19 protein-coding genes are annotated in these 25,969 nt (G+C 63.9%); 15 read left to right on the plus strand and 4 right to left on the minus strand.

Annotated elements, in window-relative coordinates; all coding sequences use genetic code 11:
- Positions 1 to 174 precede the first annotated feature (174 nt).
- Positions 175 to 1,020: a hypothetical protein gene (locus D7Y61_RS01435; RefSeq protein WP_180864681.1), complete on the minus strand. Its 846-nt coding sequence runs from the start codon at positions 1,018 to 1,020 to the stop codon at positions 175 to 177.
- Between the two features lie 184 nt (positions 1,021 to 1,204).
- Between D7Y61_RS01435 and recJ the strand changes: the two genes are divergently transcribed.
- Complete coding sequence (gene recJ / locus D7Y61_RS01440) at positions 1,205 to 2,962, plus strand: single-stranded-DNA-specific exonuclease RecJ (protein WP_180864682.1); 1,758 nt, start codon at positions 1,205 to 1,207, stop codon at positions 2,960 to 2,962.
- A 13-nt stretch (positions 2,963 to 2,975) separates the two neighbouring features.
- On the opposite strand, the gene D7Y61_RS01445 is transcribed toward recJ, so the two are convergent.
- Positions 2,976 to 4,016, minus strand: a complete 1,041-nt coding sequence (locus D7Y61_RS01445; protein WP_180864683.1) for a DUF1176 domain-containing protein — start codon at positions 4,014 to 4,016, stop codon at positions 2,976 to 2,978.
- Positions 4,017 to 4,233: 217 nt separating this feature from the next.
- Between D7Y61_RS01445 and D7Y61_RS01450 the strand changes: the two genes are divergently transcribed.
- The 11 genes from D7Y61_RS01450 (at position 4,234) to D7Y61_RS01495 (ending at position 20,252) form a co-directional block, all read left to right on the plus strand.
- On the plus strand, positions 4,234 to 6,477 hold the full coding sequence (locus D7Y61_RS01450; protein ID WP_180864684.1) for a type VI secretion system Vgr family protein: 2,244 nt from the start codon (positions 4,234 to 4,236) through the stop codon (positions 6,475 to 6,477).
- Between the two features lie 19 nt (positions 6,478 to 6,496).
- A complete protein-coding gene (locus D7Y61_RS01455) occupies positions 6,497 to 8,113 on the plus strand; it encodes a hypothetical protein (RefSeq protein ID WP_180864685.1) in 1,617 nt (538 codons plus the stop codon).
- Entirely contained in the window at positions 8,110 to 8,238 is a 129-nt protein-coding gene (locus D7Y61_RS22525; protein WP_006441023.1) for a hypothetical protein, read from the plus strand. The genes D7Y61_RS01455 and D7Y61_RS22525 overlap by 4 nt, the downstream gene beginning before the upstream one ends.
- A 19-nt stretch (positions 8,239 to 8,257) precedes the next feature.
- Positions 8,258 to 12,817 carry an RHS repeat-associated core domain-containing protein gene (locus D7Y61_RS01460; RefSeq protein ID WP_345776219.1) on the plus strand — a complete coding sequence of 1,520 codons (4,560 nt, stop codon included), beginning with the start codon at positions 8,258 to 8,260 and terminating at the stop codon, positions 12,815 to 12,817.
- 8 nt (positions 12,818 to 12,825) lie between these two features.
- Entirely contained in the window at positions 12,826 to 13,524 is a 699-nt protein-coding gene (locus D7Y61_RS01465; protein ID WP_180864686.1) for a hypothetical protein, read from the plus strand.
- 457 nt (positions 13,525 to 13,981) lie between these two features.
- A complete protein-coding gene (locus tag D7Y61_RS01470) occupies positions 13,982 to 14,611 on the plus strand; it encodes a hypothetical protein (protein WP_180864687.1) in 630 nt (209 codons plus the stop codon).
- Positions 14,612 to 14,658: 47 nt separating this feature from the next.
- Positions 14,659 to 15,057 (plus strand): Imm12 family immunity protein, encoded by a 399-nt coding sequence (locus D7Y61_RS01475; RefSeq protein ID WP_180864688.1) that lies wholly within the window; start codon positions 14,659 to 14,661, stop codon positions 15,055 to 15,057.
- Between the two features lie 17 nt (positions 15,058 to 15,074).
- On the plus strand, positions 15,075 to 15,545 hold the full coding sequence (locus D7Y61_RS01480) for an SMI1/KNR4 family protein (RefSeq protein WP_180864689.1): 471 nt from the start codon (positions 15,075 to 15,077) through the stop codon (positions 15,543 to 15,545).
- A 166-nt stretch (positions 15,546 to 15,711) separates the two neighbouring features.
- Positions 15,712 to 16,158 (plus strand): SMI1/KNR4 family protein, encoded by a 447-nt coding sequence (locus tag D7Y61_RS01485; RefSeq protein ID WP_180864690.1) that lies wholly within the window; start codon positions 15,712 to 15,714, stop codon positions 16,156 to 16,158.
- 483 nt (positions 16,159 to 16,641) lie between these two features.
- Positions 16,642 to 17,229, plus strand: a complete 588-nt coding sequence (locus D7Y61_RS01490) for an SUKH-4 family immunity protein (protein ID WP_180864691.1) — start codon at positions 16,642 to 16,644, stop codon at positions 17,227 to 17,229.
- A gap of 104 nt (positions 17,230 to 17,333) precedes the next feature.
- Positions 17,334 to 20,252 (plus strand): VIT domain-containing protein, encoded by a 2,919-nt coding sequence (locus tag D7Y61_RS01495; protein ID WP_180864692.1) that lies wholly within the window; start codon positions 17,334 to 17,336, stop codon positions 20,250 to 20,252.
- A gap of 107 nt (positions 20,253 to 20,359) precedes the next feature.
- Here D7Y61_RS01495 and D7Y61_RS01500 read toward each other — a convergent pair whose 3' ends face one another.
- Positions 20,360 to 21,628 (minus strand): acyltransferase family protein, encoded by a 1,269-nt coding sequence (locus D7Y61_RS01500; RefSeq protein WP_258010176.1) that lies wholly within the window; start codon positions 21,626 to 21,628, stop codon positions 20,360 to 20,362.
- Positions 21,629 to 21,803: 175 nt separating this feature from the next.
- On the opposite strand from D7Y61_RS01500, the gene D7Y61_RS01505 reads away from it, so the two are divergent.
- Complete coding sequence (locus tag D7Y61_RS01505; RefSeq protein WP_180864693.1) at positions 21,804 to 22,664, plus strand: LytTR family DNA-binding domain-containing protein; 861 nt, start codon at positions 21,804 to 21,806, stop codon at positions 22,662 to 22,664.
- A 33-nt stretch (positions 22,665 to 22,697) separates the two neighbouring features.
- Here the strand turns inward: D7Y61_RS01505 and D7Y61_RS01510 are convergent, their stop codons facing one another.
- Positions 22,698 to 23,438 carry a M48 family metallopeptidase gene (locus D7Y61_RS01510; RefSeq protein ID WP_180864694.1) on the minus strand — a complete coding sequence of 247 codons (741 nt, stop codon included), beginning with the start codon at positions 23,436 to 23,438 and terminating at the stop codon, positions 22,698 to 22,700.
- A 181-nt stretch (positions 23,439 to 23,619) separates the two neighbouring features.
- Between D7Y61_RS01510 and prfB the strand changes: the two genes are divergently transcribed.
- Positions 23,620 to 24,745 (plus strand): peptide chain release factor 2 gene (gene prfB / locus D7Y61_RS01515; RefSeq protein WP_180864695.1). Its coding sequence is split into 2 segments (ribosomal slippage): positions 23,620 to 23,694 and positions 23,696 to 24,745, totalling 1,125 coding nucleotides; the frame shifts between segments, so codons are not numbered across the junction.
- A gap of 45 nt (positions 24,746 to 24,790) precedes the next feature.
- Positions 24,791 to 25,573: a helix-turn-helix domain-containing protein gene (locus D7Y61_RS01520; protein WP_180864696.1), complete on the plus strand. Its 783-nt coding sequence runs from the start codon at positions 24,791 to 24,793 to the stop codon at positions 25,571 to 25,573.
- Positions 25,574 to 25,969 lie beyond the last annotated feature (396 nt).

Here is a 25,969-nt window from a genome sequence, read left to right on the forward strand (position 1 = left end):
CAATTTTCCACGCGTCGATCAATTACGCAAGTTGCAGTACTTCCAAAAGTGCGAGATCGACGCCTAACCTCCACTACGCTCTAGGGCGGTGCAATGATTGCTTGCAGAAAATAATGACTGGGTCCGGGTGGTCCGATGCAAGAGTTTGCCGACGATGGCTCTTTTGCTTGAGTATTATGCTGGAGGGCTTTTTAGTATTGTATTTAGGCGATCTTTCAGGCTTTTCTCAACGATTGCAATGCAATCCTTTATTGGCTCTCTTTCTTCTGCCCAAGAGTCATATCCCCTTGCTGAACTGATCTTGCTCTGAAGCGCCTTAAGGAATGCCGTCCTTTTTTCGCCTTGTTGAATGATCTCAAGATCGTAGAAAATCCAATAATATCCACGAATTTCGCCCTCAAACCAGGTTTTTCTTACTGGTGATTTGGCTGAAGCTGTCAGTTTGCCGAGAAGTTCGTCCTTGAGGTGCTCTGCGCCATCTTCGTCATCAATCGCGGCGAGGTAGTAGAGAATTAGCTGCCTGTTGGTTGCTTCTCTTGCGATCTTTATGACCACTCCAATCAAATTTGTTGGTTTGGATTCGCTCGTTCTCGTTGGTTGTGGTTTGGTTACGTCGCCGCGGAGGGATTTTATCTCGGCCTCGACTCTTCCTGAGGCCTCAAGTGCTGCGGCTGAATTTGCTACTGATTTCGATATGTCTTCTCTGATATCTTCAAGGCGGTTAACCTCATTTGAGAATTGCGAGCTCGACGCCTGGGCTCGCCCAATTGCGTCGTTCAGGCTGGAAATCTGAGATCGCAAAGCCTCTGCGTCCGAGCGCTGGGATGCATTCGCAAGATACGAGTAGACGATAGCAAGGATCGCTAGAATCATCCCTACGACAGTTCCTGCAAACGAAATGTAATCGATGACGTCTCGATTACCTGCTACGGCAATCGACCATTGTGTAATAAGTAGCTGCCCCATTATAAGAATGGCTGCCCATGTAATTATCGTTGACAGCTTCAAACTTAATGTCATTGTCCATTGACCTTTGTATTCTTTGTGGGTTTTCAGAGCTAGTGCTACTTGAGAATGTTCTCAAGTGTCGGGGCGAGTGGCAAGGTGTGTGTGCGGATCTGAGGGGCTGTACTGCCCGTCGAAAAGCCACGGACTGGTTCTGTGCAGGTATCATCACGATCTATTTCGCAACCCGGCGATGCCGATGTCCCTTGCCGCCGAAGCTGCGCTGCCCGTGTCAGATGCCCCGATGATCCTGCGCCGCGAGCCGGTGCAGCCCGGTGCGTGGCCAGACGGCACGCTGCCACTGCTTGCACGCCTGTACGCCGCGCGCGGCGCACACACCCCAGAGCTGGCGCTGCCCAAGCTGGGCAACCTGCATGCGCCGGAACTGCTGACCGGCATCGATGATGCAGTGGGCCTGCTGATCGAGGCCATCGCCAATGACAAGCGCATCCTGGTGGTCGGTGATTTCGACTGCGATGGTGCAACCGCCTGTGCGGTGGGCGTGCGTGGCCTGCGCATGCTCGGCGCGCAGCATGTCCTGCACGCTGTGCCGAACCGCATGGTGCATGGCTATGGCCTGTCACCGTCGCTGGTGGAGGAGCTGGCCGCGCTGCAGCCGGACCTGCTGGTCACGGTCGACCACGGTATTGCCTGCCATGCCGGCGTGACCGCAGCCAAGGCGCGCGGCTGGCAGGTGCTGGTCACCGACCACCATCTGCCCGGCCCGCAGCTGCCGCCGGCCGACGTGATCGTCGACCCCAATCTGGACGGCGACGCCTTTCCCAGCAAGTCGCTGGCCGGTGTCGGCGTGATCTTCTACGTGCTGATGGCGCTGCGCCGGCAGATGCGCGAGGCCGGTGTCTTCGCCGATGGCAAGGGCCCGGATTTGACCGCGCTGCTGGACCTGGTAGCGGTCGGCACCGTCGCCGATCTGGTGGCGCTGGACCCGAACAACCGTGCGCTGGTCAGCGCGGGCCTGCGCCGGCTGCGGGCGGGACAGGGCTGCGTCGGCCTGCGTGCTTTGATCGAAGCCAGTGGCCGCGACGCCGCGCGACTGACCGCCACCGACATCGGCTTCGCCCTGGGCCCGCGCCTGAATGCCGCCGGCCGGCTGGAAGACATGGCGCTGGGCATTGCGCTGCTGCTGACCGAGGACCCGCGCCAAGCACGCGAGATCGCGCAGACGCTGGAGCAGATCAATTCGGAACGCCGCGCGGTGCAGCAGTCGATGACCGACGATGCCGAGCAGGCGCTGACCCGCGTTGTGCTGGACATGGCAGGCAAACGGCCGGTGGCGGCCTGCCTGTTCGATGCCGAGTGGCATCCGGGCGTGGTCGGACTGGTCGCGTCGAAAATGAAGGATCGCCTGCATCGGCCGGTCATCGCCTTCGCCCCGGCCGAACCCGGTGCCGACACCCTGCGTGGCTCGGCGCGCTCGATTCCGGGCCTGCATATCCGTGACGCACTGGCGTTGGTCGATGCACGCCATCCGGGCCTGATCGAACGCTTCGGCGGTCACGCCATGGCAGCCGGCCTCAGCCTGCGCCTGGATCACCTTGAAGACTTCAAGGCGGCCTTCGTCGCCGTCGTGCTGGAAATGCTCGATCCGGCCGCGCTGCAGCAGCAGGTGCTCAGCGACGGCGAACTGGCGGCGGACGAACTGGACCATCGTCACGCTGATGCGCTGCGTCTGGCCGGTCCTTGGGGGCAGGGCTTCCCCGAGCCGCTGTTCGATGGCCATTTCGAAGTGGCCAACTGGCGCGTGCTGAAGGAACGCCACCTCAAGCTGGAACTGCGCCTGCCGGGTGTGCCCGGCACGATCAACGCGATCCACTTCGGTGGCTGGCACGGCAACGCGCCGAGCCACCACGTGCACCTGGCCTACCGGCTGGCCTGCGATGACTATCGCGGTGGCAGCGCCATCCAGCTGATCGTGGAGCACTGCCTGCCGGCGTGACCGGCCGTCGCGCTCAGTGCTGGACCTTGCTGACGATGGTGGGCATTTCCCATGCGCCACCGGCGGTCACCATCCGGCACAGGCCGGAGGTGGCTTCGCTGGTCGGCACGAAGCGCTTGCCATCCCAGCCCCAGTCGGCCGTCCAGCCGCAATCGCCGAGGCCGCGCCCCTTCTGCCAGGCGCTGATGGTGGGGCCGTCGTTGTCGGTCCCGGAAGTGGTTACCAGCACCGGCTGGAACGGTGCCTTGTCGTTGGCCACCCAGAAGCCGTAGCCCTCGTTGTAGGCAGCGCGCCAGCACAGCGTCGACACCAGCACCTTGTCCTTCGACAGGCGGGTGACGCTCAGTTCCTGCGGCTCGCTGATCAGCGGATCGCCCTCCGTGCTGATCGCGCTGCAGTCGTCGCCCGGCGTCGCGCTGCGCAACGCGGCGCGCAGGGCAGGCGACTGCGCCAGGGCGGCATCGCCGGGACGCGCGGGTGCCAGCTTGGCCAGCGTCACCACCGGCACCGGTAGTGCCGGCACTACCTTGCCTTCGCCCGCGCTTCCCTTGCGCATCAGGGCGCCCGTGGTACCGAGGCGACCCTGGAACTCGTCCATCTTCAGCAGCACCGCCGAGGCGCCGCGGTCGGACAGCGTCCAACGCTGCGGGCCGTTGCCGATCACCACGATGCGGCTGCTGCGGGTCAGCGCGGCCAGCAGGGCATCGGTCTGCGCGGCGGAAAGCGTGGCGCTGCCGCCCTGCAGCTGCAAGCGGCCCAGATCCTTGCCGTTGATCTGCAGCTGCGCCTGCGCCGGGGGCGTCGGCGATTGCTCGTCGTACTGGCCCAGCAGCAGCTGCGCGTCCACACGCTGGGCCGGCCCGGCGGCGCGGGTCAGCAGCACGGAAAGTGGCGCCGCGTCGCCTTCATCCTGCTGGTAGCCCGCCGCACGGCAGGTGCGGGTGTTGTCACAGGCCAGCGTCCAGTCGTGGTGGGTGAACGGGAAAGGCGCCGACGTGGCGGCAGCGGCCGGCAATGAAGTGGCCAGCAGGGCGCAGAAATACAGCGGGCGCATGACACATCCTTTTGAAAGCGGACGCACATGGTGCGCTTCAGGCCGCTGCCTGAACAGCCACCGCAAGGCCGTATATCTGTGACCGGATTCGCACTCCCTTCAAATTTCTTAATGAATTCATCTCTTTATCCAGCGCTCGTCGCGTCAAAAAGCTGGCGCATGTCACACGGCAATGGCAAAGTCGGGCCACGACCAACATGGGACGACGGAACGCCCGATGTACGCCGAATCACTGCTCCCTGGCGCTGCACTGCAGCGCCTGCACCAGGACCGACGCCTGATCCGCGTCGACACCGCCTTGGATCCGGACACGTTCCTGGTCAAGCGCTTCGAGGGAAGCGAGGCGGTGTCGAACCCGTTCACCTACCGCATCGACCTGCTCTCGATCCAGCCACGGCTGGAACTGAAGCAGCTGGTCGGGCAGCCGCTGCGCCTGCAGCTGGGCGATGAGTTCGGCAACCGCAGCGTGCACGGCTACGTGCGTGAGTTCGCCAGCACCGGCCAGCAGGCACAGTTCAGTGCGTATCGCGCCGAGCTGGCGCCGTGGTTCGCGTTCCTGGACTACACCTGCAACTGCCGCATCTTCCAGGACCGCACCGCGTTGCAGATCGTTGAAGAGGTGTTCGCCGGTTACGCGCAGCTGGCGAAGTTCCGTTACGACCTCAACGCCGGCAAGCTGGCGCCGTTGCCGTACTGCGTGCAGTACAACGAGTCGGACTACGCCTTCGTCAGCCGCCTGCTGGAGGACGCCGGGCTGTACTACAGCTTCGTGCACGATGAAGAAGGCCACACGATGGTGATCAGCGACGATTCCACGCTGAGCACCGTGCATGGCGAGCCACGCCCGATTGCCTTCGTCTCCGATCAGGGCACGCTGGCCAGTACCGGCCTGCACCGCTGGGGCGCGCGGCGCCGGGTCGGGCCGAGCGTGCAGACCCTGCGCAGCTTCGATTTCAAGCAGCCCAGCCAGGCGCTGGACGGCAACCAGGGCAACCAGGTGCCACTGGGCCTGCTGCCGCCGCTGGAGCAGTACCGCTACGATGGTGCAGCACGCTTCAGCAACAGCCGTATCGGTACCGCGCTGGCCAATGTACGCAGTGAAGAGGTGACCTGGCCGACCAAGCTGTTCGAATGTGCCGGCAATGCCGGTGAGCTCGACGCCGGCGCCTGCTTCGAACTGGAGAGACACCCCGATTTCATCGGCCGCGACGATGCCGATCGCAGCTTCTTCGTGGTCAGCGTGCAGCGCGAAGGCCACAACAACTTCGCCGCCGATTTCGGCAGCGCCGAAGCGCCCAGTGTGGAAGTGCAGGCCGAAGTGCTGCGCCGGCGCATCCCGTACCGGCCGCTGCGGCGCACGCCGTGGCCGCGCATGCCGGGCCCGCAGACCGCCACCGTGGTCGGCCCGCCGGGTGAGGAGCTGCATGCCGACCGCTACGGACGGGTGAAAGTGCAGTTCCACTGGGACCGCCAGCTGGACCGCCGCGAGAACGCCTCGTGCTGGATCCGCAGCGCCAGCCCGTGGGCCGGCGCCGACATGGGCGGCGTATCGCCACCGCGCGTGGGCCAGGAAGTGATCGTCGATTTTCTCGATGGTGACCCGGATCGCCCGATCATCACCGGCCGCGTCTACAACGAAGACAACATGCCGCCATTCGGCATGGAAGTGAGCGGCCTGAAGTCGAAGACGGTCAAGGGCGCAGGCTGGAACGAGATCACCATGCACGATGGCGCCGGTGGCGAGCTGCTGAACATGCGCGCGCAGCGCGACATGGTCACCACCGTGCTCAACGACCAGAACGCCAGCATCCAGAACAACAAGTCGACCACGGTGGCGGTGAACCACACCATGGGCGTGGGCGCCAACCAGGACATCAGTGTCGGCGGCAATCGCGGCATCACCGTCACCGGCACCGATACGCTCGGCGTCACCGGTACCCGCACCACCAACGTGACCGGCGCGGTGACCGAGAAGTACGAGACCGGCGAAACCAAGACGATTGCCGCCGCCGGCTACACCGAGACCATCACCGGCGATTTCAAGACCACCCTGACCGGCAACTACACCAGCCAGCGCACCGGCACCTGGACCGAGACCGTCACCTCCACTTCCAGTCGCACTGTGGGCGGCCTGGTCACCGAAATGCTGCAGGCCGCCCGTGAGGTGACGATCACCGGTCAGGACAAGCGCAAGGTGCAGGGCAAGGTCGATGACAGCAACGTCGGTGCGCGCGTCATCGATGTCACCGGCAACTTCAGCCAGGATGCCACCGGCACCCACAGCCAGGGTTCGGACGGCGCGATGAGCCTGGAGTCCGCAGTCAAGCTCACCAGCAAGGTCGGCGGCTCGGTCATCGAGATCACCGACAGCGCGATCAAGATCACCGCCGGCGGCTCGGAGGTGGTGATCGACGCAGGCGGTGTATCGGTCAACGGCAGCGAGATCAAGCTCAACTGCTGAGCCGCCAGGGAGAAGCACGATGCAGGACACCCCCATGCTGCGTGGCCTGAACGCACTGCGCGATGCCTGGCTGGATGCAAGCGCCGACAGCAGCCGGCGGCTGCTGGTCTGGCGCCTGCCGGCCGCCTCCAGCCGCTTGCTGGCCGCGTTCTTCGAAATGCAGCGCAACGACGCGGGTCGCGATACGCCGGATTACTTCCTGCGCATCGATACCGCCTATGAACTGGGCTTCCGCTACAGCCGCCAGGTGAAGCAGGACCTGCTGGACCGCTATCTGGCCAGCCAGGACGATCTGCGTTCGCAGCAGGTGCCGCTTGGGTGGCGGGGGCCGCATGAGGCGCACCCGGACAGCGCGCACGGCGTGGTGCAGGTGCTGGAGAGTTTCATCGACCACCACGGCGAACACCTGCGCCTGCTGGCGGCGGTGCTTGAGCCGGAGCGCTGCGTGCCGGGCGAGGGTTTCGAGCGCTGGGTGGACGCGGCGCTGGCCGCCGGCCCTGGTGCGCGCCTGCGCCTGGTGCTGGTGGATACCGAAGAAGATCCGCGTTGGCAGTCGCTGTTGGACCGTCACGGCGCGGCGGCGCGGGTGGTGACCGCCCCGGTCGACATGTTCGGCATCGCCCGCGACACCGCGGCGCAGTCCGGCGGCCGTGGCCCGGAAGTGCTGTACCGGCAGCTGCTGGCCGACCTGATGCTGCTGCTCGAACGCGGTAGCCCTTCCCAGGTCGTTGCCCGCGCAGAGCGCGCACAAGGGCTGGCGCAGCGGCAGGGCTGGCAGGACCAGCAATCGGTGGTGCAGATGATGGTGGCCGGTGCATGGTTGAAGCACGGCGATCACGGCCAGGCGATCAACAGTTATCGGCAGGCGCGCAGTGCGGCCGAAGGCGCACGCATGAGCGGCAACCCGGCTGCGCCGGAACTGGTGATGCAGAGCTGGTTCGGCGAGGCCGGTTGCTGGTTGGCCGCCAAGCAGCCCGAGCGTGCTGCGCAGACCTACCTGCAGGCCTCGGCGTCGGCGGCCAGCATTCCGCATCCGATGTTCGCGCTGGAGGGCCAGCGCATGGCTGGCTGGTGCCAGTTGCAGGCGGGCCAGCGCGAAGCGGCACGCACCCAGTTGCTGGAAGCGATCCGCATCGCCAAGCCGCTGGCCCCGGCCGACCGCAAGGCCACCACGCTGCCGCAGGCGCTGTGGGACCTGCTGCAGCTGCAGGACGCGCGCCGCTGCGAATCGCTGCAGCAGGTGGCCGCCGATTACCTGCAGGCCAGTACCAGCCTGCTGGAAAAGGCCGATGCACAGGGCCGCGCGCTCGGCCCGCGACCCGCACGGCCGGCGCTGGACGCCATCGACGCGGAGCTGGATGCCGCGCTGGAGCGTGGCTTCCATCGCGCCCAGCAGGAGCGCGAGCGGTTGATCCAGGGCGGCGACGAATTCTTCCGCAAGATCGTGGCCGTGGGCCGCGACTTCCTCGACCCGGGCTGGAACGGCCTGCCGGCCATCGAACACCCGCTCGATCACGAGATACCGGTGTGGAGCGAGCCGCCGGCGATGCAGCCGTTGCCCGATCCCAGTGGCCTGCTGCAGGCGTCCGTGGCGGCGCCGGCCGGGCCTGCCGTTACAGGAGTGGCTGTTGCATGAAGTCGAACAAGACCGTGGTGATGCTGGTGGCCATCGTGCTGGGCATCATCGTCGTGACCTGGATCAGCGCCGAGTACCGTGACGAAGTAAAGGCGTTCCTGCGCGCGTTGTTCCGCGCCTTGTAAAGCAACAGGGAGTGTTGCCGTGAGCATCGCCGCCAAGCATTTCGATCCGCAGCTGGGCATCGACATCCACATGTACGCGGTGCCGCCGTGCCCGCTGCCGACGCCGCATATCGGCCTGGTGCTGGATCCGTTCGACTACATCCCGTTCATCGGCTCGACCATCAAGGTCAACGGTGTACATCGCGGCACCGCCGGCACCGGCGGCCTGGACATCCACATTCCACTGGGCGTGTGGGGACCGCCGCTGGCTGCGCCGATGGGGCCGCAGTTCGACGGCGAAGAAATCTTCATGGGCAGCCGCACGGTGTCGGCCGATGGCGAGCCGTTCTCGCGGCTGGCGATGCCGGTGCTGGACTGCAACCTGGCCGGCATGATCAATCCGTTCCGGGTGAAGAAGCCGAAGAAGCCGCTGCGTGCGATGTCGCTGCCGACTGGCCTGAACGTGGCCATTCCCACCAGCGTCACCGTCGGTGGTCCGCCTACTGTCTCCTGGACTGCGCTGGCGTTCCGCGCCGCGTTTGCCGGACTGGGCAAGCTGCGCAAGAGTGCGTTCTTCCGCAAGAAGTTGGATGCGTTTGCCAAGTGGCGGCGCGGCAAATGGGGCCATCTGCCCTCCGGCTTCCTGAAATGCAAGGTGCTGCGTGCCGAGCCGGTGGATATCCGCGATGGCAGCGTGGTAGTCAGCCACCAGGACTTCGACATTCCGGGGCGGCTGTCCCTCGCATGGCAGCGCAGTTATGGCTCGCGCAGGGCGGGTGAGCCGGGACTGTGCGGCGCAGGCTGGCAGACGCCGGCCGATATCCGCCTGGAACTGCTGGACGACGGCAGCGTGTGGTTGTCCGGCCCGGACCAGGCCGCGTTCTTCGCGGAGCTGCCACCCGCTGAAGGCGAGGCCGGGGCGATCCTCGATTTCGTCGATGGCGCGCGCCTGCTGCGTCGGCGCGGGCAGTGGCAGGTGCGCTTCAAGAGTGGCCTGAAGTATGTGTTCGGCGGCGAACTGCCGGCAGGCGTCAGCGTGCTGCCGAATCCACAGTCCTGGCCGATCGAGCGCATCGAGGACGCGCACGGCAACCACTGGCGGTTCGAGCGCCGCGACGGCCATCTGGTGCGCATCGTCGAAAGCGGCGTCGGCGACCTGCAGGGCCGTTTCATCGAAGTGGAGGCCCGCAACGGCCGCATCGACCGGATGGCGCTGCATGACCCGGCCACCGGCTTGGTGCATCCGCTGGTGAGCTACCGCTACAGCGGCGAGGGTGACCTGTTGGCGGCCGTCGATGCGCTGGGTGCGCCACGCACCTTCGCCTACGAGCAGCACCGCATGGTGCGGCACACCGACCGCGTCGGCCTGTCGTTCCATTACGCGTTCGACGCGCAGGGCAGGGTGGTGCATTCGTGGGGCGATGGCGGCCTGTACGATTATCACTTCGAGTACGACGCGCTGCTGCGCGAGACCCGCGTAACCGACTCGCTGGGCCACCTGAGCGTGGTCAAGTTTGACGAGAACCAGCTGCCGCTGTGCGAGATCGATCCGCTCGATGGCGTGACGCTGTTCGAGTACGACGATTTCGGGCGGACCGTGGCGGTGACCGATCCGGAAGGGCTGCGCACGGCGTTTGCCTATGATGCGCATGGCAACCTGATCTGCCTGACCCGCGCCGATGGCACGACGATCCAGATGGAGTACGACCTGGACGACCATATGGTGTCGCTGCGGACGCCGGATGGTTTCGATTGGCAACAGGCGTATGACGGCCAGGGCTTGCTGGTCAGCCAGACCGATCCATTGGGTGCAACCACACGCTTCGAATACGACGCACGGGGACAGTTGGAGTCGCAGACCAACGCGCGGCAGGCAGTCACACGCCTGCGCTATGACCGTCATGGGCTGGTGGCAGCGGTCGTTGATGCGCTCGGCCATGAGAGCCGCTTCGAGCACGATCCGCTCGGCAACCTGCTGCGCCAGGTAGATCCGCTGGGACAGACCAGCCGCTACGAGTACGACGCGAAGGGACGCCTGTTGGCCACTGCTGGCCCCGATGGGAACGGTGTGCGCTGCGAGTACGATGCCGAAGATCAACTGGTGCGCTACACCGATGAAGTGGGCGCGCAGACGCGACTGCAGTACGTGGGCATCGGCCAGATCGGCAAGCGCCTGCAGGCCGATGGCCACAGCGTGGAGTACCGCTACGACACCGAAGAGCAGCTCATCGCGGTCATCAACCAGCGCGGCGAGACCTATCAGCTCGTACGCGATGCGCTGGGCCGCATCGTCGAGGAGGTGGACTACTGGGGGCAGTCGCGGTGCTATACCTATGACGCGGCCGGACGACTGACCTCCACCGTGGATCCGCTGGGCCAGCGCATCGCCTTCACCACCGACAAGCTCGGGCGCATCACCCGCAAGACGCTGCCGGACGTACGCCAACCTGGCCAGCAGGTGCAGGAACACTTTGTCTACGACGTGCAGGGGCAGATTGTCGAGCTGCGCAATCCGGCGCGTACGGTGAAGCGCGTGTATGACCCGCTGGGCCAGCTGCTGGAAGAGCTGCAGGATGGCTTCCGCGTGGGCTATGGCTACGACGCGGTCGGCAACCGCGTGTTGCGCGAGACCTCGGCGGGTAACCGGGTTGCGTTTGGCTACGACCTGCGGGACCAGACGGTGTCGGTGGCGATCAATGACGAGTCGCCGATCTCCATTGAGCGCGACGCGTTGGGTCGCACGACACGCGAGCAGCTGAGCCCGCATCTGCAGCGCGACTTCACCTATGACAGCCGCAACCTGCTGACCTTGCAATCGGTACTGAAGGAAGCCGCGCCGCTGTTCGAGACTCGCTACGACTATGACCGCAGTGGCAACCTGACCCGCCGCAGCGACAGCGCACAGGGCGTGGACGAGTACCGCTACGACGCGATCGGGCGCCTGCTGCAGCACATCGACCCGAAGGGAAGGGTCGAGCGCTACTTCAACGACCCGGCCGGCGACAGGCTGCGCACCGAGGTGAAGCAGGTGCAGGCGCGCAAGGTGGTGGGCGGCGAAGATGACGACCTGACCACCTGGACGCGCGAGGGCACCTACCAGGGCGTGCACTACGTGTTTGACCGGGCGGGCGATCTGGTGCGCAAGGGTGCGCCGCAAGGGGATGCGCCCGATGACCTGACGCTGATCTGGGATGCCAATCATCGGCTGGCGGAGAGCCGTCGCAATGGGCAGTCAACGTACTACGGCTATGACCCGCTGGGGCGGCGCGTATTCAAGCGCAACCCGACGCAGACCACGTGGTTCTTCTGGGATGGAGATGCATTGCTGGGTGAAGTGCAGCAGGCCAATGACGCCGAAGAGGCGGCACCGGTGTGGGTGGGGAATGTGGCGAGCCTGGTGGAGGTGAGGCGCCGGCAGCGGCGGTTGGAAAAGCTGCATGAGCGAGTGCGGGAGTATGTGTACTACCCGGGGACGTTTGTGCCGTTGGCGTTGGTTGGCGCTGTGCAATTGAGCTGCCAGCACCGTGCAAGTACTGTGGCAACCGTTGTCGCGCCAAGCGCTGACGTCCGATCCAAGGAGGAGCTTGAGGGCCCGCTGCATCAAGCAGAGTCGAAGTTGAATCAGAGCGCCTTGGGGACGCTCGGAGCACTGGGTGGCAGCGCGCCCAGTCCACTTGGTGACTCAAAGAAGCTGGGACATGGTTCCCTTGGAACTGGGCTGGCGCTCAACGGCACCGCCGGCTTGGGTTTGCGTCCTGACGCAAATTCCCGCGCGACCACACCCCAGGCGACGGCGGCCGGAAGTACACGGGCATCGCCGCCGCCCGGACTTCCGCAAGCGGGATTGGAGGGGCCAAAGGAGGTTTCGGCGAGCCAATCAGGCCTCCTTTCAATCTTCCATCTTGATATCAACGGTTTTCCGATGCGGATGACCACAGTTTCCGGTGACTTGATCTGGAGCCGTTTTGCGGGATCCCATAGCCCTGTTGCGGCGGCGCCAGGCCTTGTTGCAGGCACGGAGCTGGAGTTGCAGGGGCAGTATCGAGACAACGAAACGGGCCTTCTTTACAATCGGCATAGGTACTTTGACTCCGAGATCGGGCAGTTTTCATCGCAAGATCCGCTGGGTCTCGCTGCGGGAGACAATCTCTACGAGTTTGGCCCAAACACGCTGGGCTGGTCTGACCCATTGGGGCTGAGCTGCAGATCTACCAAGAAGCTGCAGAGCTTCGTGGATCAAGCGGTCCGCGAGCTGGTAGCTAACCCTAAGATGGCTGAGTCGCTGATGAGCGAAGGCAGCTATCGCCATTTGAAGAATGGCACCAACCTCTACGCCGCAAGCTTTGGTAAAGCGGTTGAGCGTCGGGTTGCCCAGCTGGTCAGGGAGGATCCAAATCTGAGGAACACTATTCTGCACACTGGTCTCGCCAGGGGGAGCAATGGGCGATTCATTTCGAGCCCCGACTTCACGCGTACGACCGGGCGCCCCAAGGTGTGGGACGTTACTACGAATGCAGATGTGCCCGCACACGCGGATCGCTACGGAGATGATGCTGTTACGTATCTCACGTATGATGTCGTCAAGGGACTCCCTTTCTAGGTTTAGTGATGCAGAACATTGATGATCAGCAGTTCAGAATGGTGTTCGATGATGGCGGCAAGGTCTTCGAGGCACTTCGAGTAACGAACAGCAGTTTTGATAACTGCGGGATGTCGCTGTCAAAACGACCTTCGAGGATGAGTCTGGTTCGCAATGTCCATGTGTCGAACTGCAAGGTGATTAATTCCGAGATTGGTCCGACAGTGATCGAGGATGTCCAGATCGACGGATTGGAAGTGAATCCAATTCTTCTCTTCTGGTCATGCTTTTTTAGGCGTGTGTCATTTTCGGGCAAGATTGGAAAAATAAAAATCAATCTTGAGCCCTTTGCGTTCTGCACTGATGCAGGTGTTCTCGCGGCGTTCGCAGAGCAGCGTGCGGCATTCTATGAGGCTACGGACTGGGCGCTGGATATCAGTCGGGCAAAATTTGTTGACTTTGCGTGTAAGGGGGTTCCTCTTGCTCTGACCAAGAGGGATCCGGAAACCCAGGTCATCATCAGGAAGCGGGACTTCCATGGGCTCGACATGTTGGGGCAACAGTTCGCGGACGCATTCCCGGAGACGCACACGAGGCTGAGCATTTTCAGCGACTCGAATGCCGAGGAGGTACTGCTGGTGGTGCCTTTGGCTGCGGCCAAGAAGCGCCGGGAAGACTGGGCCGGCGGAATTGCGGAGTTGAGGCGCTTGGGCGTTGTTTCAGAGTAGTCTGGTTGATGGTGATCCTCTGCGTTCGCTTCTTCGGAGTGTGGCGAATTCTGAGTGAAGTTCAGTGCGCCCGACCAATGTCAAGAAGCAGGTTTCTTGTCATTTGCCGGCCTCCCATCTTGTTCACAATGAATCAAGGTGCGCGCGGGTGTGTGGTGTTCGTTGATCGTCGGCAGTGAGGTGTGTTCGTGTTTGATAATCTCACAGGGTTGGTGTCGAACAGGGGCGTGGCCACCGGCAACATCCACTGGCGCGCAGACGCGACTACCGTATTGGGTGCATCAGCCCGATCAGCAGGCTCCTGAAAACTGATCGGCGACGCCTGGAGAACCGCAACGATACCGAAGGCCAGCTGATCTCAATCATCATTTGGCGTAGTGAGAACTACATGATCCTGCCCGGCGCATTGAGCTGTGTCGTTAAGGAGGCGACGTCCCCGCGATCTTTCGAGGTTTGCATGCAGGAGCTGACTTCTCCCCGTTCGTCTGTCTTCTCATATGATCCTCGATGGGTAGAGGTTCGCTTGGGGGCTGAGCCCGCGCTCTACTACATGGGCTCCAATTCAAGCTTCTATGTCGATCAGGATCCAATGGGAGGCCGCATTCTGGCCCCTGTTGCAGATGTCCTGGTTGATCAGCCGGCTGGGACGCTGAGATTGGTGTCGGCCGATAGGGGCGAGCCCGTCGAGTACGTGGTGCCCGCGGGGTGTGACTTCGACCGTCTCATCTTTGAGCTTGTGCATGCGCTGAAGGATTCGGGTCTGGCAGCAGGCGAGACCGATGACAAAATTGATGTGGCCTGTGAGGGTGGACTGATCAAAACGTGCTACATCACTCGCGTGTTCGACGGGGATGCGCCTAGATCGCTGCGTATTGTTCGTAAAGAAGAGGGTATTCATGTCGTTATTCCTAGTCCGCGATATCAAGCTCGCGTCACTTCCTTGGTGATGAGTGGCGTTGAGCTGCTCATTGGGACCGATGACGGAGCAACCATAAAGCGTAAGCTCACTCTTCCTCAGTCCATTCTAATGTTCCTCACCGGTGTGGTTGACGAATTGCGAGAAGCTTCCGAGGGTGATAGCAGCTAATAGGATTGTTGATCGCGCTTTGTCGCAGTTGGACCTATGGAGTGCAGATGAGAGTGACGTTGAGCGGAAGGATGGGCGGACCAGAGATGGGGGTAAAGTATCAGGCTGAAATCGTCCAGGCACGCGCTAGATTGAAGTTCGCGTTCGCAGAGCTGTCTATTGATGGTCTGGAGACGATCGATGTTGAATTGTGGATCAGTGGCAGTTTGACAGAATATTGCCCGGAAGGGATTTCATCGTCGGTTAGATTCTCTGCCAAGAAAAAAAGTGTTCTGCTTGCTGTCTGCGTTGGAAAGGACGAGGCAATGTCCATCGATGATGATTGCGCTGCATCGGCAATTGGAGGTTGGCTGACGCGCGGTTTCGAAAGTGCAAAGCTGCCGCGCAGTGCCGGTAAGATCGATTTCTCGGGTGTTGCTGGCGCCGTGAAGCTCTGTTTCGCTTGATTGATTCAGGAGGCCTGGTGTGTCCTGATTGGAGTTCCTGTTTTGAGCGCCTTGATGAAATGATCGCTGGATCGGCGCGGGTAAGGGTGTTTCCTGGCCGTGCTGCTTCTCCGGAGCTTGTGGAGGATGCAGAGAAGGAGCTTGGCTTGGCTCTGCCCGTTTCCTACAAGGCTTGGCTAGTTGAGTTTGGCAACCTTTTTGTAGGTCCAGATCCCGTTTTCGGCCTCGCAGATGCGGAGAACCGTGACGTGGCTGATGACGACCTTGTCTACAACGCTCGCTTGGTCGAGGAGAACGGCTTTCCGCCAGAAGGCCTGATTCCGATTTTTGTTCCGGACTCGGACGAAGCCTTCTACTTCGATACACGTGAAGGATTGAAGGATGGAGAGTATCCAATTCTGCGGTACGACTACAATACCGGGGAGTTCGAGTTCTCTTCGCCATCATTCTTTGATTTCCTGATGGGCCTCGTTCGTCACTCAGCGTAGAAGGGCTTTCGGGCCTTAAGGCTTGCGCAGTCGATAGCATCTTCGGCATCGCTTCAAGTGCGGCTTAGCTGGACCCTGCTGCATTGGCCACGACCCTGTTCGGCGCCATTGAGCAGGTGCAGGACAAGGCAACGCGCTGGCTATCTTCCGACAATGAGGTGTGTTCATGTTTGATAATCTGGAGGCGCTGGTGGCGCAGCACCCGCGAGTCAAGGTGTTCCCAGGGCGCCAGGTTGAACCTGGCCTTATCCGGGAGGCCGAAGCTGAGCTGGGGATCCCATTGCCTGATTCGTACAAGGAGTGGTTGCTCAAGTATGGGAATCTGAGGGTCGGTGCTTATCCTGTCCTGACCCTTGCGCCTCGGGATGTGCGTGAAATTTCCGATAGTGATCTGATCTGCAATTTCAGGCTGGATTCACGTGATGGCGACCTGCCGGGCGGGTATATCTCAATTCATCTGCCGGATGCGGATGAATCATTCTATTTCGATACCAGTAACGGGCTGATTGGTGGGGAGTATCCAGTTGTCAGGCGGGATTGGTCTGACGGATCTTATGAGCCGTTTGTCGATAGTTTTATGGGCTTTCTAGAGGAGATTGTTCGGCGGGCCTGATGTAATTTGCGATTTCGTGCGTCACAAATGAATGATGGAATTTGATGAGGTTCGATTGGGTTCCAGAACTTGAACGTGTGATGAAATTATCGCTGGAATATCGTGCCTCAGGGTCATTCCTGGCCGCGCTGCTCCTTCACGGCTGATGGAGGATGCAGGGGAGTGCTTGGCCTGCCTCGGCCGCTGTCCCACAAGGCACGGCTAACTGAGTGTCGGCCGGTAACCGCGTTGCGTTTGGCTGCGACCTGCGGGACCAGACGGTATCGCTGGGGATCAATGACGAGTCGCCGATCTCGATGGAACGTGAAGCGCTGGGCCGCACCACGCGAGAGCAGTTGAGCCCGCATCTGCAACGCGAGTTCACCTACGACAGCCGCAATCTGCTGACCTCGCGGTCGGTACTGAAGATCGCATTGAGATCTTCGTCAGGTGCACGGTTCACGAATCTATTGGAAGGTGAACTCCCGGTTTTGGGGGCTACACGTGACTGGAAATTCGTTCTCTCGCTTCTACGATGCGGGTTCGCTGGAAGTGAGTGCCAAGGTGCTTGGCGACTTTGGACTTGATCCTTTGTCCAGTGAGTTGATGTTGAAGCTCGGTTTGCCGTCAAGACTTCCTGGTGAAGTACCCGTTGTGCAGTTCGAAGCGCCGCAGATAGCCGATTTCTATGGCGAGGCGCTTCTGGTCGTGGCGCACGAGCCATGGGGAAAGGAACTGCTGCTCTGCCTTTCCTTGGCCGGAAAGGTTATTGCGGCAGGTGACGGCGGACATCAGTTCGTCAATAGTCGCCTTTCGAGCTTCCTTGGCTTTCTGAAGGCGTATGAGGTATTTCAAGCGCAGGCAACATCAGGCGATTCCATGCCGGTTGTCTACTCTCAGGCAGTAATGCAGGCCAGACTTGAGGCGTTCAAGCGAGGCGAGATTCACGCGCGTCCAGCAAGACAAGGGTTCAATCGCGATGATGAAATCAAGGCGATGGCGGCGGCATGGGCAAGGCTTGATCCTGCTGCACTTGCCGATGGTTCATGGTGGTCCGTCGTGCTGGAGCAGCTCGAAGACGGCCTGATCTGAAGCTGCGCTGTGCGGGACGGCATCCCGAAGTCGCCCCCCCCCCATCCAACCCCATTTGCCCCAGCCACGCGTTGAACCGTCCAACCTCCCGCTGGAGCAGTCCGATGCCCCTCGTCCGCCGTGTGATTCCATCCGTACTGGCCCTGCTGCTCTGCGCTGTCGCCGGGGTCGCCCAGGCGCAGTCCAGCAAGGCCGTCCGGCCCGTCCGGTCGGTGCCACTACTGCAGGTTGCCGGCGCCGAGCAGCCCGTCGCGCTGCGCAAGGCCAGCATCGAGGGTGAGGTCCACGCCGGCATCGCCCAGACCCGCATCACCCTGGAGTTCCACAATCCGAACCGTCGGGTGCTGGAAGGGGAGTTGCAGTTCCCGTTGGCCGAGGGCCAGCAGATCACCGGGTTTGCCCTGGATATCGGCGGCGAACTGCGCGAGGCGGTGCCGGTGCCCAAGGATCGCGGCCGCCAGGTCTTCGAGGAGATCGCCCGCCGTGGCGTCGACCCCGGCCTGCTGGAGCAGACGGCGGGCAACCAGTTCCGCCTGCGCATCTACCCGCTGCCGGCCGGTGGCAGTCGCCGCGTGCAGCTGGTGCTGCGCGAGCCGTTGGCCTTTTCCAGCCGAGGCTGGCGGTGGACGCTGCCGCTGCAGTTCGCCGCAGGTGCCGCCTCCGTTGCAGTGAAGGTGCAGGCGCCGGGGGCGATGGCTGCAGGTACCGCACCGTTCCAGATCACGGCGGGCCAGCTGCAATGGCAGGGCCAGGGTGCGCAGCTGCCGCCACAGCTGCAATGGACCCTTCCGGCCGAAAGAAAGCCGCAGGTGCAGGTGGCGCCGTGGCAGGACGGCCACTATCTGCTGGCACAGGTGCCGGTGCCGGCCAGCGGTACTCCCCGCACGCTGCCGAGTGAGGTCGGCCTGCTGTGGGATGGTTCGGGTTCCTCCGGCCGGCGCGACCGCGCACGTGAGTTCGCGCTGCTGGATCGCTACTTCGCCGCAGTGGGCAATGGCACGGTCGCGCTGACCGTGCTGCGCGACCGCGCTGAACCGGTGCGTCGCTTCCGGATCCGCGCAGGAAACTGGAGCGAGCTGCGCGCGGCGTTGCAGGCGGTGCGCCCGGACGGTGCCAGTGCGCTGACCCAGTGGCAGCCGCAGCCGAGCGTGAAGGAGTACCTGCTGGTCAGCGACGGCCTGCTGACCTACGGGCCGGAGCAGCTGCCAGCGATGGCGCCGGATCAGCGCCTGTTTGCCGTCAGCAGCGCCGGTGCCCGCACCGACAGCACGCGCCTGCGCAGCTGGAGCGAAGCGCACGGTGGCCGCTTCGTCGCCCTGGAAGCCGACGTCGATGCCGCCGCGCGTGCACTCCTGTCTTCGCCGCTGGATGTACAGGTGGACGCGGGGCGTGGCGTGCAGGACGTGGTGATTGATCGTCGCAGCGAAGCCGAAGGCTGGCTGTGGCTGCACGCGCGGTTGGCGGCGGACGGTGTGCCGATGCGGGTGCGCGTTGGTGGTGGTGAGTGGCTGGCGCTGCCGGCCACGCAGAAGAGCGACGACGGTGAACTGCTCGCCGGTTTGTGGGCGCAGGCGCGCCTGCAGCAGCTGGCGGCCGACCGTCGCGGCAACCGCGAGGCGATGCAGCGCCTGTCGCAGCAGTTCGGCCTGGTCGGGCCGGATACCTCGCTGATCGTGCTGGAAACGCTGGAGGATTACCTGCGCTACGCGATCCGTCCGGCGGGCAAGCTGCGCGCCGAGTACGACGCCCGCTTCGCGCGCCAGGTGAGCGACCGCGCCGCTGCCGATCGCCGGCGTCTGGACGAGGTGGCCGCACGCTGGAAGGAGCGCCAGCAGTGGTGGAGCCGCAGTTGGCCGAAGGATGCGCCGCCGCAGTTGAAGGGCAGGGGGCTGGAAGTGGCGTCTGCAGATGCTGCGATGGAATCGGCGCCGGTGGCGATGCTGGCGGCACCTGCTCCGGCGGCCCCGCCTGCACCGATGGCAGCGGCAGCCGAGCAGCGCAGGGAGGCCAGCAGCGCACGCGCGCGCCGCTCCGTGTCCGCGGCGAACCAGACGCTCGACGCGGTGGTGGTCACCGGTTCGGCCATCGATCAAGCCGGGCCCGCCAACGAGGGCGAGCTCGGCATCCAGCTGGCCGCATGGCAGCCGGATTCGGCCATTGCCCAGCGCCTGCGCCAAGGGCCCTCCGCGCAGCTGTACAACCGCTATCTGGCCGAGCGCGATGCGCATGCCGACAGCAGTGCGTTCTTCCTGGATGTGGCCGATCTGCTGCTGGAACAGGGCCAGCGCGAGCTGGCGCTGCGTGTACTGTCGAACCTGGCCGAGATGGACCTGGACAACCGCCACCTGTTGCGCGTGCTCGGCTACCGGCTGATGCAGGCCGATACGCCCGCGCTGGCGGTGCCGGTGTTCGAGCAGGTGCTGGCGATGGGCCAGGAAGAACCGCAGAGTTTCCGTGACCTCGGCCTGGCGCTGGCCGCCGCCGGAAAGCCGCAGCAGGCGCTGGCGCCGCTGTACCAGGTGGTGGTGCGGCCCTGGGACAACCGCTTCGATGGCATCGCGCTGATCGCCTTGGATGAGCTCACCAACCTGGTCGCGCGCAGCACGCCACGGCTGGATACCCGCAACATCGACCCGCGCCTGCTGCAGGCGATGCCGCTGGACCTGCGCGTGGTGCTGTCCTGGGATGCCGACAACAGCGACATGGACCTGTGGGTGACCGACCCGAACGGCGAGCGTGCGTACTACGGCAATCGCCTGACCTACCAGGGCGGGCAGATGTCGCAGGACTTCACGGGTGGCTATGGCCCCGAGCAGTTCTCGCTGCGCAACGCCAAGCCGGGCAAGTACAAGGTGGAAGCGAACTACTTCGGCAGCCGCCAGCAGCTGGTGACCGGGGCGACGACGCTGATGCTGCGCCTGACCACCCACTGGGGCACGCCTAAGCAGAAGGACCAGATGGTGACGATGCGGCTGAAGGACCGCGCCGAGACCGTGCTGGTCGGCGAGTTCGAGGTGAAGTAGCGCCATGCCATGCGTGGCTGCCCAAGCCGCGATCCTGTAGAGCCGATCCCATGCTCGGCTCACCGCAGAAGCAGCCGAACATGGGCGCCGCCGTTGAGGACTGCGGATCATCGGTTCATCGGTGGGTCGCGCCCAACCCATGCGCTGCGCATGGCAGGGGTAGTCGAGCATGGGCTCGGTTCTACATCGGCGTGACGCTCGCTGCGCCGTTGCGGATCGGCTTTCAGCCCGAACAGCGGCCGCAGCCAGCGCGTGCGGCGGATCAGCAGTTCGTGGATCAACAGGCAACCAGCCACCGTGCCGCCCAGCAGCAGGGGCGGTTCCAGCCACGGCCCCAGTTGCAGCGGCTTGAGCCAGGACAGCAGCGCGATGATCAGGCTCTGGTGCAGCATGTACCACGGATAGATCGCCTCGGTGCAGTACGGCAGCCAGCGGAACGGGCGGTCGAGCAGCACCTTGCCCCAGCCGAGGATGGCCAGCAGCGCGGTCCACACATACAGCGACTGGGTGGTCCTGACCTGCAGATCCCAGAACGGTTCGGGCCACTGCCGCAGCGGTGAATCGTCCGGCAGCAGCTGGCCGAGGATGCGCAGGCCCATGTACCAGCCCACCGCCGCCAGGGCCAGCCACAGCGTCATGCGGCGCAGGGCGACGACCCGTTCCCAGAACATCGGCTCGCGCGCCAGCAGGTAACCCGCCAGGAACACCGTGGCGTACTTGGCGTGCTGGTACCAGTCGCTCATCAGCGCATTGGTGGCGGGGTAGATCGGCTCCAGCCAGACCACCCAGGCCAGCAGCAGGGCAAACGGGATGCCGATCAGCAGGGGCGGCGAGGCGGCCATGCGGGCCACGGCCCTGCGCACCACTGCCAGGCCCAGCACCGGCATCAACAGCACCAGCGCCAGCGTGTAGTTCCACAGGTAGGCCAGGTACCACAGATGGTTCCAGGTGATGCCGTACTGCCAGCCGGCAAAGCTGTTTGCCGGCCATGGCCGCGCCTGCCAGTAGCGCAGCAGGAAGTGGCCGAACCCTGGCGCCACATGGCCGTTGGCAACGCCCTCGCAATAGGGCTGGATCGGCACGATCACGAACATGCCGAACAGCAGCGGCAGCAGCAGCCGCCAGGTGCGCTGCCCGGCAAAGTGCAGCAGCCTTCCTTCCGGGCGCATCAGCGCGATGGCGATACCCGAGATCAGGAACAGCAGCGACATTCGCCAGCGGTTGAAGAACAGCATCGGCCATTGCAGCCATTCGGCGGTGTGCACGCTCTTGAGGTGGAAGCCCCAGTCGTCCACGTAGGCCATGCCGGTGTGGTAGAGGATCAGCAGCGCGAAGGCGAACACGCGCAGGGCGTCGATGTCGTGGCGTCGGGTCATGGTCGGGCCAGGCCGGGAGGTTGTGCCAATCTCGCCCTCACTGGTGGGTCGGGCCATCGCCAGGGGCCTGCCGGCGCCCGTGCAGTGACCAATGGCGGGCGTGATGGGACCAATGGAGCGGCTACCCTCGGTCCCTTCAGGCAGGCTGGAGAGCCACCCCACCATGGAAGCTGCAATGGCCCCGGGCCGTCCTCCGCGCTGGCGCACGTCCACCCGCCTGTTGCTGTGGGCCGCGATCCTGTCGGCCTCGGCAGTGACCAATGCGCTGGTCGAGGTGATGGACGCCGCGCGCCGGGGGGCCGATCTCGGGCTGTGGGAGCCGATGATCTGGGAATTCAGCAGCCTCAGCATGATCCTGTTGACCCTGCCGCTGCTATGGTGGGGCTGCGAGCGCTGGCCGTTGCATGCCGATACCTGGACGCGGCGTTTGCCGATGTATCTGTTGGCCAGCGTAGGTTGGTCGCTGCTGCACGTGGTGGGCATGATGCTGGTGCGGCATCTGGCCTATGCAGCGCTGGGCTACCGTTACCAGGATGATGCCGGATGGTTGGAGCGTCTTGCCTACGAATACCTGAAGGATGTGCGCACGTTCGCGCTGTTCGTGGCACTGGAGCACTTCGCCAGCTGGTTCGGCCGGCGCCGGCAGGGTGAGGCGAGCCTGCTGGCCGAGCCCGATGTGGGCCCGCCGGTGGAGCCGGTCGAGCGTCCGCAGCATTTCCTGGTGCGCAAGCTGGGCAAGGAGTTCCTGGTCGCCACCGGGGATGTGGAATACGCCCAGGCCGCAGGCAATTACGTGAACCTGCGTGTGCGCGGGCATGACTACCCGCTGCGGATCACCATGGCGGTGCTGGAGCAGCGGCTGGACCCGGCGCTGTTCCTGCGCCCGCACCGCAGCTGGCTGATCCACCGCGACCAGCTGCGCTCCATCGAACCGCTGGATGGGGGCGAGGCCCTGCTTCACATGGCCGATGGCGTCAAAGTACCGTGCAGCAGGCGACAGCTGCCTCTGCTGCGACAGGCCCTGGCGGGGGGCTGAGCGGGCGGACCGGTCGGCCCGCCCGCGCAGGGATTACTTCTTGTCCTTCTTGATCATCGCGTCGATGCGCCCGGCACGTGCTTCCGAGCCCGGGTGCGAGGACATCAGGCCGCCGTCGCTGGACAGCTTGCGGAACATGCTGGCCAGGGCGGCCGGGTCGTAGCTGTGGCGCTTCATGAACTGATAGCCATACTCATCGGCGGCGCTCTCTTCCTTCTGCGAGAACTGGGCGTTGACGAAGCCTTCGGCCAGTTCGCCGAGCTGGCCCTGGCTGAGCTGGGTCAGGTTGCCGTTGCCGGAGGCCGCCAGGCCTTCACGGCCGGCCGAGGCCAGCAGGGCGGTGCGCATCTTGGTCTTGCTGTGGCCAAGCTTCACGTGACCGATTTCGTGGCCGATCACGCCACGCACTTCGTCGTCGCTGGCCATGTCCATCAGGCCGGTGTAGACGCGGACGCAGCCGTTGGCCATGGCCCAGGCATTGACGTCAGCGGTGCGGTAGACCTTGAAGTTCAGGTTCAGCCCGTCCTCGTTGGACAGGCCCTGGGTGATCTTGGCCAGGCGCTGGGCGTAGGGATCGTTGCCGGTCACTACCTGGTTGTCCTTGTCCATGTAGGCACAGGCCTGGTCGGCGGCGGCCGAGACTTCGGCGTCGGACAGGGTCAGGGCCTTGCCGGCCTTCAGGCCGGTACTGGTCAGGCCCTTCAGGTCGATGGCCGAGGCATTGGCGGCCAGCAGACAGGCGGCCAGGCACAGGGTGGAACGGATGATCGTCATTGAAATGGTGCTCCTTGGTTGGAATGACCCGCGTGGCCCCTGTTCCCGCGGTGGTGGGGAAGTCTACCGGGATCGTGTGGCCGGGTGTGCAGCGCGGGGCGGGGGCCCCTGGCCTGCCTCGCCGGAGGCCCAGCGCCTGCGGTATCATTGGCAGTCATCTATTTAGTGCATAACCGCCGACATGATCGAACTGAATCCTGTCCGCCAGCGCATCACCGATCTGACTGATCGCGTGCTGTCGCTCCGGGGGTATCTTTGACTACGACGCCAAGAAAGAGCGTCTTGAAGAAGTAACGCGGGAGCTGGAAAGCCCCGACGTCTGGAACAACGCCGAATACGCCCAGAACCTGGGCCGTGAGCGCTCCAGCCTGGAAAAGACCGTGGGCGGCATCGCCTCGGTGCTCGACGGCCTGACCGACGCGACCGAACTGCTGGAACTGGCTGAATCCGAACAGGACGAAGATACCGCCCTGGCCGTGGTCGCCGATCTGGACAAGCACCAGGCACACGTGGAGAAGCTGGAATTCCAGCGCATGTTCTCCGGCGAGATGGACAATGCTGCCGCTTTCGTCGATATCCAGGCCGGTGCCGGTGGTACCGAAGCCCAGGACTGGGCGGAAATCCTGCTGCGCATGTACCTGCGCTGGTGCGAATCGCGCGGCTGGAAGACCGAGCTGATGGAAGTGTCTGGTGGCGACGTTGCCGGCATCAAGTCGGCCACGCKGCGCGTGGAAGGTGATTACGCCTACGGCTGGCTGAAGACCGAGACCGGCGTGCACCGCCTGGTGCGCAAGTCGCCGTTCGATTCGGACAACCGCCGCCACACCAGCTTCACCTCGGTGTTCGTGTCGCCGGAAATCGATGACAACATCGATATCACCATCAACCCGGCCGATCTGCGCACCGACGTGTACCGTTCCTCCGGTGCCGGTGGTCAGCACGTGAACAAGACCGAGTCGGCGGTGCGTATCACCCATATCCCGACCAACATCGTTGTGGCCTGCCAGACCGGCCGCAGCCAGCACCAGAACCGCGACAACGCGATGAAGATGCTGGCCGCCAAGCTGTACGAGCTGGAAATCCAGAAGCGCAATGCCGAAAAGGACGCCGTGGAAGCCACCAAGTCCGATATCGGCTGGGGCAGCCAGATCCGCAACTACGTGCTCGACCAGAGCCGCATCAAGGATCTGCGCACCGGCATCGAGCGTTCGGATACGCAGAAGGTGCTCGATGGCGACCTGGACGAGTTCGTCGAGGCCAGCCTGAAGGCCGGTCTGGCGGTCGGTTCCAAGCGCAGCGATGCCTGACCCAGGCGCCTGCGCGGATGTCATCGCCTTCCGCAACGGAGGGCGATGATGCGCAGCGAAAGCGAACGGAAGGAACTCGGCGGCTTCCTGAAAGCCTGCCGCGCCCGTGTCGATCCCGCCACGCTCGGCCTGCCGGCCGGGCGTCGGCGCACCCCCGGGCTGAAGCGCGAGGAAGTGGCGCTGGCCATTGGGGTCAGTGTCAGCTGGTACACCTGGATCGAGCAGGGCCGCGAGGTGCGCGCCTCACCGGAAGTGCTCGAGCGCCTGGCCACGGTGCTGCGCCTGAGCGATGACGAGCGCGCCTATGCCTTTGCACTGTCCGGTTACGGCGTGCCGCTGGAATCGCCGGACGAGAGCGTGACCGAGGGTCTGCGCCAGCTGGTGGAGGCGATGCAGCCGATCCCGGCCTACGTACGCAACACCCGCTTCGACATCCTGGCCTGGAACCCGGCCATTGCCGAGTTGTTTGTGGACTACAGCCAGCTGGCACCGCACGAGCGCAACACGCTGCGGCTGATGTTCCTGTATCCGCCGTACCGCACGCTGATTCTCAACTGGGAAGAAATGACCCGCGGCCTGCTGGCGGGGTTCCGCGCGGCGATGGCGCAGGCGCCGGACAAGGCGCCGTTCCTGGCCCTGGTGGAGGATATCGCGGCGCACAGCGAGGAGTTCCGCCAGTGGTGGCCGGAGCACGATGTGCGTCGTTTCGACGAGGGTGCCAAGAAGCTGAACCATCCCACACGCGGGTTGCTGGACCTGCAGTACGTGGCGCTGGTGCCGGAGAGCCGGCACGACCTGTCACTGGTGACCTACCTTCCGCGGAAGTAGGTTGGTCGGCAGGGCTGCGCCCTGCACCCGCAGAGGCTTCAAGCCAGAGCAACACCAATGGCCGGAGCACGAGCGGCCCTGGCTTTCTGCTTGTTGGGCGGGGCGATGTGGGTTGGCAGGACACGCCGTAAACCCGTCCCTGGGGGCTCGATGGCGCCATCCATGGCGCCAACGGTCCTGCCAACCCACACCGCCCCACCTCTGACAGATCTCCGCGGCTGTTGGTAGGTGTCGACCTTGGTCGACACATCTGTCAGATATCGAAAGAAATTCCGGGGTCAGATCCGTTTTCCTWCGKAAAACGKATCTGACCCCAAGAGTATTTCCGACAGATCGCGGAAAACTGTCGAAGGCGGGGTGGGGGSGGGTGGGGGGGGGGGGGGGGGGGGGGGCGGG

The organism is Stenotrophomonas maltophilia, from assembly GCF_013464485.1.
Taxonomy (GTDB): Bacteria; Pseudomonadota; Gammaproteobacteria; order Xanthomonadales; family Xanthomonadaceae; genus Stenotrophomonas; species Stenotrophomonas maltophilia_AW.

Coding starts and splice junctions, on each gene's coding strand:
- D7Y61_RS01445 (WP_180864683.1), bottom strand. CDS start 4,016: ATGCGCCCGCTGTATTTCTGCGCCCTGCTGGCCACTTCATTGCCGGCC.
- D7Y61_RS01475 (WP_180864688.1), top strand. CDS start 14,659: ATGAGAGTGACGTTGAGCGGAAGGATGGGCGGACCAGAGATGGGGGTA.
- D7Y61_RS22525 (WP_006441023.1), top strand. CDS start 8,110: ATGAAGTCGAACAAGACCGTGGTGATGCTGGTGGCCATCGTGCTGGGC.
- D7Y61_RS01465 (WP_180864686.1), top strand. CDS start 12,826: ATGCAGAACATTGATGATCAGCAGTTCAGAATGGTGTTCGATGATGGC.
- D7Y61_RS01435 (WP_180864681.1), bottom strand. CDS start 1,020: ATGACATTAAGTTTGAAGCTGTCAACGATAATTACATGGGCAGCCATT.
- recJ (WP_180864682.1), top strand. CDS start 1,205: ATGTCCCTTGCCGCCGAAGCTGCGCTGCCCGTGTCAGATGCCCCGATG.
- D7Y61_RS01470 (WP_180864687.1), top strand. CDS start 13,982: ATGCAGGAGCTGACTTCTCCCCGTTCGTCTGTCTTCTCATATGATCCT.
- D7Y61_RS01505 (WP_180864693.1), top strand. CDS start 21,804: ATGGCCCCGGGCCGTCCTCCGCGCTGGCGCACGTCCACCCGCCTGTTG.
- D7Y61_RS01495 (WP_180864692.1), top strand. CDS start 17,334: ATGCCCCTCGTCCGCCGTGTGATTCCATCCGTACTGGCCCTGCTGCTC.
- D7Y61_RS01485 (WP_180864690.1), top strand. CDS start 15,712: ATGTTTGATAATCTGGAGGCGCTGGTGGCGCAGCACCCGCGAGTCAAG.
- D7Y61_RS01520 (WP_180864696.1), top strand. CDS start 24,791: ATGATGCGCAGCGAAAGCGAACGGAAGGAACTCGGCGGCTTCCTGAAA.
- D7Y61_RS01455 (WP_180864685.1), top strand. CDS start 6,497: ATGCAGGACACCCCCATGCTGCGTGGCCTGAACGCACTGCGCGATGCC.
- D7Y61_RS01510 (WP_180864694.1), bottom strand. CDS start 23,438: ATGACGATCATCCGTTCCACCCTGTGCCTGGCCGCCTGTCTGCTGGCC.
- D7Y61_RS01500 (WP_258010176.1), bottom strand. CDS start 21,628: ATGACCCGACGCCACGACATCGACGCCCTGCGCGTGTTCGCCTTCGCG.
- D7Y61_RS01450 (WP_180864684.1), top strand. CDS start 4,234: ATGTACGCCGAATCACTGCTCCCTGGCGCTGCACTGCAGCGCCTGCAC.